The sequence below is a fragment of the Acetobacter cibinongensis genome (genome assembly GCF_000963925.1).
Taxonomy (GTDB): Bacteria; Pseudomonadota; Alphaproteobacteria; order Acetobacterales; family Acetobacteraceae; genus Acetobacter; species Acetobacter cibinongensis.
Window position 1 is genome coordinate 328664 of record NZ_BAMV01000017.1, and the last position, 17359, is coordinate 346022.

15 protein-coding genes are annotated in these 17359 nt (G+C 57.6%); 10 read left to right on the forward strand and 5 right to left on the reverse strand.

What is annotated here, in order from left to right; all coding sequences use genetic code 11:
• Positions 1-53: 53 nt before the first annotated feature.
• The 3 genes from rho to Abci_RS10700 all read right to left on the reverse strand — a co-directional run bounded on the left by rho (position 54) and on the right by Abci_RS10700 (position 3311).
• Entirely contained in the window at positions 54-1349 is a 1296-nt protein-coding gene (gene rho, locus Abci_RS10690) for a transcription termination factor Rho (RefSeq protein WP_048839104.1), read from the reverse strand.
• Positions 1350-1599: 250 nt separating this feature from the next.
• A complete protein-coding gene (locus Abci_RS10695; RefSeq protein WP_048839105.1) occupies positions 1600-2127 on the reverse strand; it encodes a hypothetical protein in 528 nt (175 codons plus the stop codon).
• Positions 2124-3311 (reverse strand): CorA family divalent cation transporter, encoded by a 1188-nt coding sequence (locus Abci_RS10700; RefSeq protein ID WP_048839106.1) that lies wholly within the window; start codon positions 3309-3311, stop codon positions 2124-2126. Before Abci_RS10700 ends, Abci_RS10695 begins: the two co-directional genes overlap by 4 nt.
• Positions 3312-3629: 318 nt before the next feature.
• Between Abci_RS10700 and trpB the strand changes: the two genes are divergently transcribed.
• The 6 genes from trpB (at position 3630) to Abci_RS10730 (ending at position 11217) form a co-directional block, all read left to right on the forward strand.
• Positions 3630-4874 carry a tryptophan synthase subunit beta gene (gene trpB, locus Abci_RS10705; protein WP_048839107.1) on the forward strand — a complete coding sequence of 415 codons (1245 nt, stop codon included), beginning with the start codon at positions 3630-3632 and terminating at the stop codon, positions 4872-4874.
• Positions 4871-5710, forward strand: a complete 840-nt coding sequence (gene trpA / locus Abci_RS10710) for a tryptophan synthase subunit alpha (RefSeq protein WP_048839108.1) — start codon at positions 4871-4873, stop codon at positions 5708-5710. Before trpB ends, trpA begins: the two co-directional genes overlap by 4 nt.
• Positions 5707-6978 (forward strand): TIGR03862 family flavoprotein, encoded by a 1272-nt coding sequence (locus tag Abci_RS10715; protein ID WP_244877649.1) that lies wholly within the window; start codon positions 5707-5709, stop codon positions 6976-6978. The genes trpA and Abci_RS10715 overlap by 4 nt, the downstream gene beginning before the upstream one ends.
• Before the next feature lie 16 nt (positions 6979-6994).
• On the forward strand, positions 6995-8476 hold the full coding sequence (locus tag Abci_RS10720; RefSeq protein WP_048839109.1) for an ATP-binding protein: 1482 nt from the start codon (positions 6995-6997) through the stop codon (positions 8474-8476).
• 177 nt (positions 8477-8653) lie between these two features.
• Positions 8654-9850, forward strand: a complete 1197-nt coding sequence (locus tag Abci_RS10725; protein ID WP_084597621.1) for an ATP phosphoribosyltransferase regulatory subunit — start codon at positions 8654-8656, stop codon at positions 9848-9850.
• Positions 9851-9927: 77 nt separating this feature from the next.
• The gene (locus Abci_RS10730) at positions 9928-11217 is read left to right on the forward strand and encodes an adenylosuccinate synthase (protein WP_048839110.1); all 1290 of its coding nucleotides are present in this window, start codon (positions 9928-9930) and stop codon (positions 11215-11217) included.
• A 63-nt stretch (positions 11218-11280) separates the two neighbouring features.
• Here the strand turns inward: Abci_RS10730 and Abci_RS10735 are convergent, their stop codons facing one another.
• Entirely contained in the window at positions 11281-12186 is a 906-nt protein-coding gene (locus Abci_RS10735) for a helix-turn-helix transcriptional regulator (RefSeq protein ID WP_048839111.1), read from the reverse strand.
• Between the two features lie 171 nt (positions 12187-12357).
• On the opposite strand from Abci_RS10735, the gene Abci_RS10740 reads away from it, so the two are divergent.
• Genes Abci_RS10740 through Abci_RS10750 form a run of 3 tightly spaced genes read left to right on the forward strand, consistent with a single transcriptional unit; the run spans position 12358 to position 16077 of the window.
• Positions 12358-14433 (forward strand): TonB-dependent receptor, encoded by a 2076-nt coding sequence (locus Abci_RS10740; RefSeq protein WP_084597622.1) that lies wholly within the window; start codon positions 12358-12360, stop codon positions 14431-14433.
• Positions 14434-14436: 3 nt separating this feature from the next.
• The gene (locus Abci_RS10745; protein ID WP_048839112.1) at positions 14437-15696 is read left to right on the forward strand and encodes an MFS transporter; all 1260 of its coding nucleotides are present in this window, start codon (positions 14437-14439) and stop codon (positions 15694-15696) included.
• A gap of 9 nt (positions 15697-15705) precedes the next feature.
• Positions 15706-16077, forward strand: a complete 372-nt coding sequence (locus Abci_RS10750; RefSeq protein ID WP_048839113.1) for a cupin domain-containing protein — start codon at positions 15706-15708, stop codon at positions 16075-16077.
• A 73-nt stretch (positions 16078-16150) separates the two neighbouring features.
• Here the strand turns inward: Abci_RS10750 and Abci_RS10755 are convergent, their stop codons facing one another.
• Complete coding sequence (locus Abci_RS10755; protein ID WP_048839114.1) at positions 16151-16426, reverse strand: hypothetical protein; 276 nt, start codon at positions 16424-16426, stop codon at positions 16151-16153.
• Between the two features lie 211 nt (positions 16427-16637).
• Between Abci_RS10755 and phoB the strand changes: the two genes are divergently transcribed.
• The gene (gene phoB, locus Abci_RS10760; protein WP_048839115.1) at positions 16638-17330 is read left to right on the forward strand and encodes a phosphate regulon transcriptional regulator PhoB; all 693 of its coding nucleotides are present in this window, start codon (positions 16638-16640) and stop codon (positions 17328-17330) included.
• Positions 17331-17359 lie beyond the last annotated feature (29 nt).

A 17359-nucleotide genomic window follows, 5' to 3' on the forward strand; every position in this document is an offset into this window, starting at 1 on the left:
ACAGGAGGCCGGAGCCTCCTGTCTGTGTGCCATACTGTCAAAGCACTACAGCGTTAGTTGTTCATGGCTTCAAAGAAGTCATTGTTGGATTTGCTGTATTTCAGCTTGTCCAGCAGGAAGTCCATGGCGTCCATCGTGCCCATAGGGGCCAGAATACGGCGCAGAACCCACATTTTGGACAGGGTTGCGCGGTCAACCAGCATTTCTTCCTTACGGGTGCCACTCTTGGTGATGTCAATGGCAGGGAAGGTACGCTTGTCAGCCAGCTTGCGGTCCAGAATAAGCTCGGAGTTACCCGTGCCTTTGAACTCTTCAAAGATCACTTCATCCATACGGCTGCCGGTATCAATCAGTGCCGTGGCGATAATGGTCAGAGAGCCACCTTCTTCAATGTTACGGGCAGCACCAAAGAAGCGTTTGGGGCGTTGCAGCGCGTTGGCATCCACACCGCCGGTCAGTACCTTGCCGGATGACGGCACAACGGTGTTGTAAGCACGGGCCAGACGGGTGATGGAATCCAGCAGGATGACTACATCGCGTTTGTGCTCAACCAGCCGTTTAGCTTTTTCCAGCACCATTTCCGTAACCTGCACGTGGCGATGTGCTGGCTCATCAAAGGTGGAGGACACAACTTCACCGCGCACGGAGCGGGCCATGTCGGTCACTTCTTCCGGGCGCTCGTCAATCAGCAGCACGATGAGGAAGCATTCCGGATGATTGGCGGAGATAGAAGACGCAATGCTTTGCAGCATGACCGTCTTACCCGTACGGGGTGGTGCCACAATAAGGGCACGCTGGCCCATACCAATGGGGGCTACAAGGTCAATCACACGGGGTGTGAAGTCCTGAGTGCTTTTGCCTTTTTTGCCTTTGGTTTCAGCCACCGGCGGCGCAGCACCTTCTACTTCCATACGCAGGGGGCGTTCGGGGTAGAGGGGGGTCAGGTTATCAAAGTTGATGCGGTGGCGCACAGCCTCCGGCGGTTCAAAATTGATGCTGTTGATTTTGAGCAGAGAGAAATACCGCTCACCATCCCGCGGGGCACGGATCTGGCCCTCAACCGTGTCACCGGTACGCAGGCCGAAGCGGCGCACCTGTGTGGGGGAGATGTAAATATCATCCGGGCCGGGAAGGTAGTTTGATTCGGGGGAGCGAAGATAGCCAAACCCGTCATGCAAAATCTCGAGCGTGCCATCGCCGTAAATGGCCTGATCGTTGTCTGCCAGCGTCTTCAGGATGGCAAACATCATATCCTGTTTGCGTAAAGACGAGGCGTTTTCGATATTGAGGTCTTCAGCGCAGGCTAGAAGATCGGCCGGAGATTTGGCCTTGAGTTCCGCAAGATGCATTGAGAAATGCCCTGATTGGCAAGTAGGTCAGAAAAGGGAGGTCTGGACCATAGGGAAGCCAGCGTCAGGGAAATACAGCCTTGCATGACACACGAAGCGCCACGCCGACACACCGACGCAGGATGGATCCTGACTAAGGGAGGAAAAGCACTGGGCAGGTGAAGTCAGCCAGTGTCTGGCGCAAAATATAATGGTGTTGCGCTACGGCGTCAACCTTGGGCCAAGGCAACGCCCGAAGCATCTGTTGCGCTCAAGGCCGGGTGGCTGATGGCGTGGTGGCCTGCTGCCATGCCTGCCGGGTCAGCCAGTATTGGGACAGGGTCGGGTCCGGCGAGATGAACTGAGACACCTGGGACCATAACTGGGACGGGCGTTGATGCACGCTCAGTGCGCCAGACATCTGGCTGTCCGAGCACGGACCATCCAGCAGAAGGTCACGCTCCGGCAGGGTAATGGAGACCGTGCAGCGAGCGGTCTGGTGCAGGGCTGTTCCGGTAAAATGGCCTTTGGCTGGTCCGGCAAACTGGGGCCGCATGGTGGCATCCAGTTGCATCATTTCCCCCTCAAGCCCGCCTTGCGCAGTTGGGTGCAGGCCCAGCAGAATACGGGCGTTGCCGGGGGAGGAAAGGCCAGCATAGCGCAGGGGCTCTGCCGCCAGACGGTCGAAGGTCGCTTGGTCTGCGTTGGCGGGTGGGTTTTGCGCGGCATGCGCGGGCAGGTTTTGTGCCAGCAGAACAGTGAAGGCTCCGAGTGCTGATGCTATAAAAAAGCGGGTCATTTAATGCCTCCCAACCAGCCTTTACGCCAGAACCACAGCAGTGGCAGCACAACAGAGGCCGTCATTAATGCAAGAGAATACCAATAGCCGTATCGCCATTCTAACTCCGGAATGTCCTTGAAGTTCATTCCATAAACCCCTGCAATCAGGGTGGGAGCCACACCAATAAAACTGACAACCGTCAGCACTTTCATCATGCCATTCTGTTCAATGCTGATGAAACCGAGTGTGGCATCCAGAAGGAATTCCACTTTGCTGGCGGCTTGGGACACGTAATCCGTCAGGGAGGACAGGTCTCGGTTGGCGGTTGTCATGCGCCCTCTTAACGCGCCCGATAGGGCATAAGGCGCGTTTTCTGTGGAGAGGGAGCTGACTCCAGCCTCAAAGCGTCGGGCGGAAAGGGGGAGGCCAGAGGCAGGCGCTGCCCCATCCTTTTTACTCTCGCCCAGAAAAATGGTGATGCGCTCCAGACCCAGCAATGCATCCCGCACGCGGGAGCAGAGGTCTCCGGCACTTCCTACCCGTTCCAGCAGGTCTCGCTGCCATGCTGCAATACTGTGCATGGGGGATTTGTTCTGCCGCCGTTTGAAAATATCCTGCGAGAGTTTGTCCAGTAACAGCCCCACATTCTCCAGAATATCGGCCAGACGATCGACAATTGTCTCAATAAGGGCAACCAGAATTTCTCCCGCACCGATGGGTGCGGGCTTCAGGCGCTGCGGTGGGGCGGCAGCGGTTTGCGGGCTTTTCTGGTCCGGGTGTGCTGCATCCTGTGCCGGGCCAATAACCGTGCTAGGTGCGGGAGTGGATGCCGGGGCAGGGGGCAGGGTATGTTCGGCCACAAGCTGGGCAACAGCTTCAAAAGAAGGATAGGGCTGGTAGCGAATGGTGATCAGTCGGTCTGCCGTTAGAATAAACCCTACGGGTGAACTCTGAAATTCAGGACCGATTTTTTTGAGAAGCGGTGTGGAGAGGAAAGCTGCCCCATTACGCACACTGATGCGTGATGAGCTTTCAATTTCGCTCAGGTCATCCAGCGTTGGCAAAGGTTGCCCACAGATGCGGCCCGCCAGAGCCTGCTCCTGCGGGGTGGGGTTCAGCAGGTCAATCCACGTTACGTCTTGCGCGTCAGCCTCACTTTCAATGGCTCGGGCGGGGGCTCCGGGCTTGTGGGCCAGAAACATGCAATTCTCCTCACAGCGTATCGTTTTATGACAGGGCCAATCCCTGGAATGCAGGCGCTGGAACTATGGCCTGACCGAAAGGAGAGTGACAAGTGACAGTCTGGAATAACGGAAATCTGGCTCTGTTGTGTCATAACTCTGTCGCGCCATGCCGGGTGAGGCAGCGTTTCCGTCGGAACAATGATGTACGGGCCGAGGTAAAATTTAGCGTGCCCGCCCTCTGTGCAACTGCGTCAGGCTTCTGGTAAGCCAGATGCCTGCTTTTGGGCCAGGGCGGCCCCGGCATACCACGCAAATTCAGGAGCGTTAGAACCAGCTATGGCAGACACAACAGAACACGGCATATCCGCAGCACAAGCTAACTCCCTCCGGCACGGGCCGGATGAGCGTGGGCACTTTGGCGGGTGGTATGGCGGGCGCTTTGTGGCTGAAACCCTCATGCCTTTGTTGCTGGAGCTGGATCAGGCCTATAGCGCAGCCAAGAGTGACCCGGCTTTCCAGAAAGAGCTGGCATTCTACCTGCGTGATTATGTTGGCCGCCCAAGCCCGCTCTGGTTTGCCCAGCGCATGACCAAGGAACTTGGCGGTGCCAAGATTTACATGAAGCGTGAGGAGCTGAACCATACGGGCTCCCACAAGCTTAATAACGTCATGGGGCAGATTTTGCTGGCCCGCCGTATGGGCCGGACCCGTATTGTAGCTGAAACCGGTGCAGGCCAGCATGGTGTGGCGACTGCAACGGTGTGTGCATTGTTCGGCATGAAATGCGTTGTTTATATGGGGGCTACGGACGTTGAGCGCCAAAAACCCAACGTGTTTCGTATGCGCCTGCTGGGGGCCGAAGTTGTGCCTGTTACCGCTGGTGCAGGCACCCTGAAAGACGCCATGAACGAAGCCATGCGGGACTGGGTGGCCAATGTGGCGGATACTTACTTCCTTGTGGGCACAGTGGCTGGCCCGCACCCGTACCCCGCCATGGTTCGTGATTTTCAGAGCATTATTGGCGAAGAAACCAAAATACAGATGCAGGAGCTTGAAGATCGCCTGCCGGATATTGTGGTGGCCGCTATTGGCGGTGGCTCCAATGCCATGGGCATTTTCCATCCGTTTCTGGATGATGCCTCGGTGCGTCTGATTGGTGTTGAAGCCGCAGGCCACGGGCTGGATAGCGGGAAAACCGCAGCGTCTATTGAGCGTGGCCGCCCCGGCGTGCTGCATGGCAACCGGACCTACCTGTTGCAGGATGCTGACGGACAGATTGATGAAGCCCATTCCATCAGTGCTGGGCTGGATTATCCGGGCGTGGGGCCTGAACACTCATGGCTGAATGATATTGGCCGTGCTGAATACGTGGGCGCTACGGATCAGGAGGCGCTAGACGCCTTCCAGCTCTGTACCCGCACGGAGGGCATTATCCCAGCGCTGGAATCCGCCCATGCCATCGCCTATGCCGCCAAAATTGCCCCCACCCTGCCTAAGGACACTCTGCTGGTCGTGAATATTTCAGGCCGGGGTGACAAAGATATCTTTACCGTTGCTGAACATCTGGGAGTGAAACTGTGAGCCGTATTGCCGCCCGCTTCAAATCTCTGGCCGCCGAAGGGCGTGGTGCGCTCATTCCCTATCTTGAGGCCTTTGACCCGGACCGTGAAACCTCGCTGGCGCTCCTTAAAGCCATGCCTGCCGCCGGGGCAGATCTGATTGAGGTTGGGGTTCCCTTCTCTGACCCATCAGCTGATGGTCCGGTCATTCAGCTTGCGGCCCGCCGCGGGCTGAAGGCTGGCTCAACGCTGGCGGGTGTACTGGGTATGGTGTCCGCCTTCCGTGAGGACGATACCGAAACCCCCATTATCCTGATGGGTTATCTCAACCCCATTGAAGCCTATGGGTATGAACGCTTCTGTGCGGATGCTGCCAAAGCTGGTGTGGACGGCTTGATTATTGTTGATCTGCCGCCCGAGGAAGCAGACGTTATTGAACCGCATACAGAGGCCAACGGCCTTGATATCATCCGTCTGGTCGCACCCACCACGACAGATGAGCGCCTACCTTATGTGCTCTCTCATGCTTCAGGTTTTGTCTATTACGTCAGCATTACAGGCATTACCGGTACACGCACAGCCAGTGCGGAAGATCTGCAAAAAGCACTGCCGCGTTTGCGGGCCGCAACTTCTCTGCCTGTCGCCATCGGGTTTGGTATCCGTTCTCCAGAACAGGCTGCAACGGCTTCCAGCATAGCAGACGGTGCGGTTGTTGCCTCCGCATTGCTGGCCACATTGGCTGAAACGCTTGATGAAAACGGTAAGGCCACTGCGCAGACACTCCCAAGCGTTCTAGGGCAGATTAAAGACCTGGCAACCGCAGTGCGTGCAGCCGGGGGCGGGCAGAAAGCAGGGTGACCCTGAATACCCCCCCTTTGTCGCCTCTCTCTCAGGCGGCTCGTGTCTGCGTTGTCGGTGGTGGCCCGGCCGGGCTGGCGGCGGCAGAAGTGCTTTCTGCCGCAGGCTGCGCCGTGCAGGTGGTAGAGCATATGCCCAGCTTTGGCCGTAAGCTGCTGATGGCGGGGCGAGGGGGCTTGAATATCAGCCACTCCGAGTTGCCCGATAAGCTTCTGGCCCGCTATGGCACCGCAGCGCCGTGGTTAAAGCCCGCACTGGATGCTTGGACTACCGATGATATTCGGGAATGGATGTCGGGGCTAGGGCAGGAAAGCTTTGTTGGCTCGTCCGGCCGGGTATTCCCTACGGTTATGAAGGCGTCTCCACTGCTGAGGGCATGGCTGGAGCGCCTGCGCCAGCAGGGTGTTGTGCTTCACACTCGCGTCAACTGGACGGGGTGGGACGCAGCCGGTCACCCGGTTTTTGCGCCTGCACAGCCGGAGGGCACGCTGCCAGCCTCCCTCCAGTCGCCTTATGTGCCAGATGTGATGGTTCTGGCCCTTGGCGGGGCCAGTTGGCCGCGCCTGGGTAGCACGGGCGGTTGGGTGCCTGCGTTACAGGGGCAAGGTGTTGCCGTGTCACCCCTTGCTCCCTCCAATTGCGGTTTTCAGGTTGCGTGGTCTCCGGCCATGCAGGAACGGTTTGCAGGGACCCCACTCAAGCCTATTGCGCTTTGCTTTGGCGACCAGACGGTACGCGGTGAAATTGTGGTGACGGCAACAGGGCTGGAGGGCGGAGCGCTCTATGCTCTGTCAGCTGCTTTGCGGGAGCAGAGTGCTCAGCACGGTTCTGCCACTCTGATGCTGGATTTACGCCCGGACCTGACCGAGCAGGCGCTGGCCAGCCGTCTCTCCACTGTGCGCCCGCGGGAGAGCCTGTCCAACCGGCTCCGCAAGGCTTTGCGGTTACCGCCTGTTGCGGTCGCCCTGCTGCGAGAGGCGGGAGAGGTTCCTACTACCCCACAGGCTTTAGCAGCGCGGCTCAAGGCCTTGCCCATTACCCTTACGGGGCCCCAACCTCTGGCGCGGGCTATTTCCACTGCCGGGGGTGTGGCGCAGGCGGCTTGCACGCCACAGTTCATGCTGGCGGCCAGACCCGGCGTTTTTGTGGCGGGTGAAATGCTGGACTGGGAGGCCCCAACCGGCGGTTATCTGCTGCACGCCTGCCTTGCAACTGGCCGGGCAGCGGCAAAGGGTGCATTGCAATGGTTGCGGGATACCCACGCATAGCGGTATCTGCTCCCCCATGACCAACATGATCACACTGGGGGAAGTGCCGGGCGGCGGCCCCGCACACATGGACCTTGCCGAACTTCTGGCAACGCGCCTGCTGGTGCAGGGCAACTCTGGCTCAGGGAAATCGCACCTGTTGCGGCGGCTGCTGGAGCAGTCTGCACGGCTTGTGCAACAGGCGATCATTGACCCGGAGGGCGATTTTGTCAGTCTGGCCGAGAAGTTCGGCCATCTGGTGATTGATGGGGCTGATTACTCGGAAATGGCGCTTCATGCCGCAGGGGAGCGTATGCGGATGCATCGTGCGTCCGTTGTACTCAACCTTGAGGGGCTGGACGCTGACCAACAAATGAAATGGGCCGCCGCCTTTCTGGGCGGTATGTTTGAGGCCCCACGGGACTACTGGTACCCCGTTCTGGTGGTGGTGGATGAGGCGCAGCTTTTTGCCCCCGCTGCTGCGGGTGAGGTGTCTGACGAAGCGCGGCGTGCCTCCCTTGGAGCTATGACCAACCTGATGTGCCGTGGCCGTAAACGTGGCCTTGCGGGTATTATCGCCACCCAGCGTCTGGCCAAGCTGGCCAAGAACGTGGCGGCTGAAGCCTCCAATTTTCTGATGGGCCGTACGTTCCTGGATATTGATATGGCGCGTGCGGCGGACCTGCTGGGTATGGAGCGCAGGCAGGCCGAGGCCTTCCGTGATCTTGCGCGTGGTACGTTTGTTGCACTGGGTCCAGCCTTGTGGCGCCGCCCAGTTCCGGTGCGTATTGGTGCGGTTGAGACGGAAAGCCGTTCTGCGGGACCGGTTCTAGCCCCGTTCGTACCGCCGACCGAGCCTGTGCACGATCTCATTCTGGCCCCCCTTCCGGCCACAGAAAGCTTTACCCGCCCGCGTAAACCCCCGGCAGCTCCCGCACCGGACCTGTTGTCCCAGCTTGCTGCGCACGGGGAAGCACAGGCCACCACCGCTCAGGCCGAGCAGGAGCAGGACGAACCGCCCGAAGATCAGGGCGAGCGGGATGCCCGGATGGCCGCCATATTGCGGGATATGCTGGAAGATGAAGAAACATCCTTCCGCTCTGCGTCCGTGCTGTATCAGGATTTTCTGGTGCGTTGCCGCATTGTGGGGCTGGGGCGTAACGCGCTGGACCTCAAGAGCTTCAACCGCGCTCTGGCAACTGCCCGCAGCGGGGTGAGTGAAGATATGTCCGCCACTCCGGAGTGGCAGGAGGCCGAATCGCTGGCGCTTACGCTGCCAGAAGACCTTCAGTCCGTTTTTCTGTGCCTTGCCCGCACAGCCATTGCCAGACAGCCCAGCCCGTCCGATGCGGAAATTGCCCGCGTATATGGCACGGTTTCTCAAGGCCGCGCCCGCCGCCTGCTGGAATGGCTGGAAGACCGCAATGTGATTGTGCTTCAGGCTGATGGTATGGGCCGCCGGATCATCACCATTATCGGGCCGGGTTGGGAAACCCTGCCGGGTATGCCGCAGGCTTAGGAGCAGTAATCTTGCGGTTAAATGCGCCCGAAAGCGCAATCTTTGGGGGCTGTGCGGAAACTATTGTGACGGTAAAGCAGCCTGTGCAGCCACACTAATACCCGGCTGGCGCTCAATTTTGAACTTTTGAGGCCGGTTGCGGATGAAAGAACTGCAAAAAAGTGCGCCTTTGCGGGCATGACGTGTGCGGCTGGCAATGCTATAGCCGGAGGCATGACGGAAGACCCGCCCTTCAGTCCGGCCCTGCTGCCGGCCGGTTTCGTAGATTTGCTCACGCCCGATGCCCGTACAGAGGCAGAGGGTGTGACTACTCTTATGGGGGTATTTGCCTCGCACGGGTATAATCGTGTGCGACCCCCGCTGATGGAGTTTGAAGAAACCCTGCTTGCAGGCTCTGGTGCTGCGCTGGCGGAGCAGAGCTTTCGGGTCATGGACCCGGACTCCCGGCGCATGATGGTGCTGCGCCCTGACATTACACCACAAATTGCCCGTATGGCCGCGACTCGTTTGTCGGGCCTGCCGCGCCCGCTGCGTCTGTCTTACGCCGGGCCGTGTGTGGTGGTCATGCCCGCTGCGGCGGAAGAAAGTGGCCGTCAGATCATGCAGGCGGGTATTGAATTGATCGGCCCGGATGTACCGGAGGCAGATGCTGAGGTTGTGACGGTTGCCGCACAGGCGCTGGAACGGTTGGGCGTGCCCGGTGTGTCCTTTGACCTGACCATGCCCCCGTTTGTTCCCGCGTTGCTGGAAGAGGCTGGCATTGCACCGTCTGCACGGCAGGCGTTGTTGCGGGCGCTGGACCGTAAGGATGCCGCTGCCGTGGCAGAACTTGGCGGCGCGCTGTCAGAAACTCTTATTGCGTTGTTACGGGCCGCAGGCCCGGCGGCTCAGGCTGTCAGCCTGCTGAACCAGATTACTCTGCCCCCCAAAGCCCGCGCGATTCTGCAACGTCTGATAGATGCAGTTGAAGCTGTGCATGCCCAACGGCCAGACCTGCGTCTGACTGTGGACCCGGTGGAGTTCCGGGGCTGGAAATACCATACCGGCGTGTGCGTTACGGTGTTTGCCGTGGGCCGTGCGGAGGAGCTTGGCCGGGGTGGCCGTTACCTGTGTAACGATAACGAACCTGCCTGTGGCCTTACTTTCCGGCCGGATGTGTTGTTCCGCATGATTCCGGCCGCGCAGCCTCTGCCCTGTGTGTATCTGATGCCTGGGGCCGATAGCGCTACCGCAGCCAGCCTGCGTGCCAAAGGTTACGCAACGTTAGCTGCTCTGCCTGCGGCAAACGGGCAGCATACAGACCATTCGGCTGAGGCTGTGCGCCTTGGCTGTAGCCACGTTCTTGCCGGTGCAACATGCACGGAGCTTGCATAACCACCCGCTTTTAGGCCGAGCCCTACGCCCTACAGGGTTGTTAACCGGCATTTTTTCTTCCAGGAGCAGACAATCCAATGTCCAACGTCACCGTAATTGGCGCCCAGTGGGGCGATGAAGGTAAAGGCAAAATTGTCGACTGGCTTGCCAGTCGTGCCGATATCGTTGTGCGCTTTCAGGGCGGCCACAATGCGGGGCATACGCTGGTTGTTGGGAATCAGGTTTACAAGCTGTCCCTGCTGCCATCAGGTGTTGTGAGTGGTAAGATTGGCGTTATTGGCAACGGCGTTGTGGTAGACCCGCAGGCGCTGCTGGCTGAAATCAGCCGGGTGCAGGAGCAGGGGCTTGTTGTGACCCCGGCAACCCTGAAAATTGCTGAAAACGTACCACTTATTCTGCCTGTTCATGGGGCACTGGACCGTGCGCGTGAAGCAGCACGCGGTGACCGTAAGATTGGCACGACAGGCCGTGGCATTGGTCCGGCTTATGAAGACAAGGTGGCCCGCCGTGCTATCCGCCTGTGTGATCTGGCAGAGCCGGAAACGCTGGACTGGAAGCTGGATGAGCTCCTGCTGCACCACAACACTCTTCTGGCCGGTTTGGGTGCGGAAACGTTCAAGAAGGAAGATCTGCTGGCCTTCCTGAACGATATTGCCCCTAAGGTTCTGCCTTACATGGCCCCCACATGGGACCTGCTGGATGAAGAACGCCGCGCAGGCAGCCGTATCCTGTTTGAAGGTGCGCAGGCCGTCATGCTGGATGTGGACCACGGCACCTATCCGTTTGTAACCAGCTCCAACACGGTAGCTTCCAATGCAGGGACAGGGTCAGGCATGGGGCCAGGCGCTGCCGGGTTTGTACTGGGCATTGCCAAGGCGTATTGCACCCGCGTGGGGGAAGGGCCTTTCCCGTCTGAATTGCATGATGAAACGGGGCGCAAACTCGGTGAGCGTGGGCACGAGTTTGGCACCGTGACGGGGCGGCCGCGCCGTTGTGGCTGGTTTGATGCCATTCTGGTGCGTCATGCTGTGCGCGTTGGCGGTGTTAACGGTTTGGCTTTGACTAAGCTTGACGTGTTGGACGGTTTTGAAGAAATCAAAATCTGTGTTGGCTATGAACTGGATGGGCAGCAGATTGAGCGCTTCCCCTCCGCACCGGCTGCTCAGGCGCGTATCAAGCCGATTTTTGAAACCATGGAAGGGTGGAAAGACACAACCCATGGTGCGCGGAGTTGGGCTGACCTGCCAGCACAGGCCATCAAATATGTCCGCCGTATTGAAGAACTGGTGGGGGCACCTGTCACCCTGCTGTCCACCAGCCCGGACCGTGACGATACCATCCTGATGCGCGACCCGTTTGAAGACTGAGTGCCACGCAAAAGAGTTCTGGTAAGAAAACCCCGGTCAGTGCCCGTCACTGACCGGGGTTTTTTATGATGTGATGTCTGGCTTGGTTCCCATGGTGCGTTGCCATTGGCTGGGGGTGCAGCCAAACTGTTTTTGAAACGCGGCGCTAAAATGGCTTATGTTGCTGTAGCCTAGCTCCATGGCGGTCTCGGTCACACTGTTGCTGTGCAAAAGCCGGGACGCATGCTCCATTCTGTGTATCTGATAAAAAGAATACGGGCCGCAACCAAACTGCTTTTTGAAAGCCTGTTTAAGGCGGGTGGGGCTGACTTGGCACATTTGGGCCAGGTCAGTAATGGCGGGTGCGCGATCATACCGTTGCAATAAGGCTTGCCGCACTTTTTCCAACGGTATGGGGGAGTAAGCCGGCGGAGTTGCCGTTTTGGGGCTGGTATGGGTGAGGGCATAGCCCAAGAGAGTGGTAGCAAGCCCAAAACGGATCAGTTGTTCCGGGGCAGTACAAGAGGCTGCGCCCGTGGCGTTGTTTTGAGACAGCAGAAAAAGCTCTCGTGCCACTTTGAAAGTCTTTGACTGAAGTTCTACTGCCTGACACTCAATTTTTTCAGAAACAGGAAGCTGCATCGTTTTTAAAAAATGGCCGGGCACATGAATTTCCAGAGCGGAAAACTCATCACTGTTTTCAAAAGAAAACGTTTGTTGGTGTAGCGTGGCTAAAATGACATCTCGTGCCTGAAAATGGTGGCTTTTGCCGTTGGTGGTCATGCTGCACGCACCAGAAAGAATGATCGAGCAGTGAAGTATGGCATCGGGTTCGTTAAAACATCCGTGCAGTTGGTCAGAACGAGGGGCCACAAAGCTTTTCGTATTCAGCCCGCAAGGAAGGTCCAGTATAAAGGGTGCGTGAAGGGACGGACCAATCGTGCTGGGTGCAGCGGCACGGTGGACAGGTGTGGGACCGATCAGTGTCATCAGTGTATGTCTTTTTCTGTCCGATTTGGGTGGATGAACTCATCCGGGTAGCGAAGATAATAAGAATTATTATCATAATCGGCTATGAAAAAGAACGTTCCTTTTACAAGGCGTGGGCTTTGCTTCCGGCTGCGTGGCGCCGGGGGATGTTCCCATGTTTTTGTGTCAGTCATGCTGGCAGCGCTCCCAACCGGAGCCTATGCGGCCGCGTCACAGCCTGTCACGCAGGATAAACCGGAAGCCTGCCTCCACCCCAGTTCAGACAAAACCCAACTCACCTCCGCCCAGACCTGTCCAGACCGGAAAGAGCCTGTAACCGTATGGGGTAAACGGGCCGGGTTTACGGCACCTGCCAGCACAACCCATCTCTCTGCGTCGCTTATGCAGGCATATCGTATGCAGACGCTGGGTGACATTGCCGAGCGGATACCCAACCTGTCCTTCACCAACACCACACCCAACAACCCTGTGCTGATGGTACGCGGTTTGGGGGGGAGTGAGGATGAAGGGCCAACCCTTTATACGCCCGTTCTGATTGATGGTGTGCCTGTGCCAAGTTTTGCCATGGGGCAGATGTTTGACTTCAGTGGTGTTGATGTCATGCGCGGGCCGCAACTGACGGAAGGCATTAACGCGTTTGGGGGTCTTGTGTCCGCTCAATCCCGTGACCCAGGGAATAAAGTGTCTGGCGCGCTGGATTTTGAATACGGTACAGGCAACCGCAAGAGAGCGATGTTTTCAGGCGATATGCCATTAGGTGCGTCCACCAGCCTGCGTGTTGCCGTGGGTGGGGAGACGGCGGATGGGTACATTCACAACCACACTCTGGGCCGTACCGATACGGGTGGTTGGCATGGCTGGTTTGGGCGCATCAAGCTGCTGCATAAAGACAATGAGGGCGGTGAGTGGCGTTTCAGCCTGCACCGTATGCTCAACCATGGCGGCAACGATTATTTTGAAACGCCCGACCACGCAGCCAAGCATCAGTCTTACAATACGTCAGAAGGCACGAATAATACGGCGTATTTACTGGGGTCGTTTCAATATCACCGCCGCTTTAGCCAAAAGCTCATTCTGGATACAACCTTCGGCGGGGTTTCAACGGAGTGGCGGTATAGTAACCCGTATTCTGTCTTCTCCGCCAACTCAGGCTTTACGTTACCAACACGCCAGATTGGCGGGTCTGTCATGCTGTCTGGCTCATCAGGCAGATTGGACTGGAAAGGGGGCATTTACGGGCAGCAGGTAAAACGCTGGGCACCCTATGGTTTTGATATGTCCCCTTACTATGCCAGCCAGACCACAGCGACACTGGCTACCGCCAATGTAGCGTTTATGGCGGAAGTCGGCTGGCATTTGGCGCGTGACTGGCGGCTGGTGCCGTCTTTGCGCATAGAGCATGTGGACAGCTCCTTAAATCACTGGACCAGCAGTATGACAGGGGAAGTTCCTTATGCGTTTGCCATACAGGAAAGCCTGCCCCGGCAAACACTCTCCAAAACAGTGCCTCTGCCGGGCCTGAAGCTGGAATATAACCCGCGTGCCACGGAGCATATCAGCCAGTTTGGGTGGTTGAGTTACACGCGTGCATTTTTACCGCCCAATTATAGCCCGTATGGGTCGTATGCCAGCACGGTTTCTGTGCCCTATGCGTCGAGCTACGGTAACACACTAGAATTGGGCTACCGTATTGGGCACCCCACAGGCCGATGGTCAGTTGAAGCTATAGGATTTGCAAATTTCCTGTCCAATTTACAGGTTTCCGCAACCAATGGTGCAGGGGAATCCTTGGTTGGCACGGCAGGGTCTGCTCATTCCCGCGGTATGGAGGCCACAGCCCACTGGAAGCCTCTGCCTTCCCTCCAGCTTAATGCCTTTATGGGGCTGACTTACGCTGCGTATGACCGGTTTGTTTTTGGCGGTGTTGATTATAGCGGCAAGCAGATGTCTGGCACGCCCCGCAGTAATTTTGGCTTCTCGGCCGACTGGCAACCCCTGCCAGGGTGGACACTGAATGCAAGTGTGGTGCGGCGTGGGCGCACAACATTGTACCCCAACAGCTTTACTGAAAATGCGCCTTACATTCTGGTGGATGCCCAGATTGAAAAACGCTGGAAGCATTGGAACGTCGCGCTGTATGGGCACAACCTTACAGACTCCAGCTACTTCACCCGCGGGCTTTCTGCTGGCTACGTGGTGGCTGCAAACCCTCGCCAGCTTGGGTTCAGGGTGGGGGTGAATTTCTAGCTCATGGCAAAACAAACCTCTTACACTGGCACTGTTCCAGTGCGTCCGCTCTTGGCTGTGAGTTTGATGTATGGCGCACAGGGTATTCCCGCCGGGCTGGCGTTTAATGCCTTAGCTGGCGTTCTACGCCATGCTGGTGTGCCATTAACAGAACTTGGCTGGGTGGGATTGCTTTTTTTGCCTTGGGCTCTCAAGTTTTTGTGGGCCAGTCTGGTAGATAATGCGGGCAAGAGATGGGGCTATGGCCCCCTTGCGCTCTGCACCCATATGGGGGCTGTCGTGCTCTGTGGGCTTATGGCGTTTGTCATGCCTGCCCAGCATTTCTGGCTCATGCTGGGTGGTGTTTTCAGCCTCAATACTCTGTTTGCAACACAGGACATTCTGACAAATGCTTGCGCTGTATCGCACATGCGGGGGCGTTATGCCGGGCTGGCCAATGCGGTTCAGGTTATCGCCTTCCTGTTAGGCATGGTGCTGGGCGGTGCGGGCACGCTGCTTTTGTATAATAAAATTGGGTGGAGCGGCGCCATGCTGGCCATGGCGGCGGAATTAATGGTGCTATGGGTGCTGCTGCTTCCGTTACGGAGCTGTGTTGAGCCAGATGCTCCGGGCATGGCGTATGACCGCTCTCGTTTGCGAGACCTTTTGCAGCAAAAGGGTTTTGTGTGGGCGGCGGTAGTTGCGGTCACGTTCAAGTTTGCGGGCGCAGCCTTGTCCATGCTGGTGCAGCCCTGGCTTATGGATAATGCCTTCAGCCTTGACTTCGCGGGGACCATACAAACCGTCAGCCTGGTTGGCAGTGCCGTAGGGGGCGCGTTGTTGGGCTTTCCGGCTGTGCGCTGGCTTGGGAGCCGCAGAGCGGCTTTCTGGTTGGTATTTCCCTCAACCGCCTTGTTGGGGTCCGTCTGGGTCGTGCAGGCTCTGGGCTGGGCCATGCCTGAGGTGCTGATTGGCTGCTTCAGTCTGGAAAGCTTCTTTGATGGCGGCTTTTATGTCTCCATATGGGCCATGCTCATGAACTGGTCTTCAGTTGAGCGACCGGGAACAGACTACAGCGTCCTGCAATGCGGGGAGAGCCTGGCCAATGTGCTGGCGGGTTTTCTGGTTGCCCCGTTAGCGTCTGTTCTTGGGTATATGCCTACATTTTTCGGCATATGGGGTGTAGGGGCCGGGCTGCTTGGCGTGCTCCTGCTGGCCGTAAAAAAACTGGCAACCCTGTGCTGTGACGATCAGCCCCATTCAAACCTTCATCACACATTATAAAGGCCCCCCATGATCATTTATAATCTGCAGGATGCAGCCCAGTCCCTCACAACCATTGAGATCGGGAAAAGGACGGAGGATGTCGCAACATCAGGTCTGAAAATGCTGTTTCCGTTTGGGCAGCATGATGTCGGGCTGTTGCGCTTTCAGGGGTCCACCCCGTGGGAGGAACATCCTAACGATGAATTCCTGCTTGTTGTGGAGGGAGAAACAACCCTGACCCTGCGCACGGAGGACGGAGAAACGCAGGCCACGGCCCGGAAAGGGGATGTGCTACTGGTTCCCGGTCAGGTCTGGCACAGGCAGGACGCACCAGCCCCGGTTACCCTGATGTTTATTACCAACCATGACGGGAACAAGCACAAACACGCGGCAGAGTAAGCCTCACTCTGCTTTGCCTTGGCCGACACCACATGGTGCAGCCAAGGCTTTCTATCAGGGCAGCGGTAGCGGCCTAGCGGGACGGGCTTTGCGGCTGCGTCATAGCGGTAGCCGTGGGGCCGTCCGCAAAGGCTCCGAATGTGCCTGATACAGGGTAGAGGGCACGCAGGCGGTCTTTACGGGCGTTTTCTTCCAACGTGGCCACAATGCCTTCCAGCATACCCAGTTGCAGCATACCGCGTGCCGTAAAGGCCTGCGCTACACGCTGACAGAAGGCATTTAATAAAAATGTCACGGTGGGGCGGGGGGCCTTGCCGCTTTGCGGCAGGGAAGTGCGAAAAATACTCATGCGAGCGTACCCGGGAGGTGCATCCGGCACAATTACCGGTCCAGCTCCTTTTCGGCTCCATAATCCACAAACCCCGGCTTTGTATATAAAGATTTCGCACATCTGGTCAGCCAGCGGCGCAATGGCTGAAAACAGCCACTCCTGAAGGGGTAGGGTGTCCTTTTGGTGCGTAAAAGCCTATCGTGAGGCCCGAATCCGTTATGGGCAGGTCATGACGCAGAAAGCAAACATTCTCGTGGTTGAAGATGATCCGGCACTCTCCCGGCTCATGTGTTATAATCTTGAAAAACAGGACTATGAGGTCCGGTTGGCAACAGATGGTCAGGCAGCGCTGGACCAGATAGCCCGCCGTATGCCTGATCTGGTGCTGCTGGACTGGATGTTGCCTGGCTTGTCCGGGCTGGAAGTATGCCGCAGGCTGCGCGAGCAGGCCAAAACCCGCACGCTTCCCATCATCATGCTCAGCGCCCGCGGGCAGGAGACTGATAGCGTCAAAGGCCTGGACACAGGCGCTGATGACTATCTGGTCAAGCCTTTTGGGATGGAGGCCCTGTTTGCACGGGTCAAAGCCATTTTGCGGCGTATGCCTCCGCCTAACAAAAATCTTCAGTTTGAAAATCTTGTCCTTGATCGTGTTGCCCACAAGGTTGAGCGAAACGGGCGTCTTCTGGCGCTTGGCCCGACCGAATACCGGTTGCTTGAGTTTTTAATGACGCATCCCGGCCAGGTGTTCTCGCGAGAGGAGTTGCTGGAACATGCCTGGGAGAGAAGTTCTTATGTCGAACTTCGGACAGTGGACGTCCATATTCGTCGGTTACGTCAAACCCTTAATGAAGGGGATGAGCAGGATCTTATTCGTACGGTCCGTGCACGGGGGTATGCGCTCGATTTACCACAAAACTAACCCAGTCATGGCCTGAAAGCAGAGGAGAC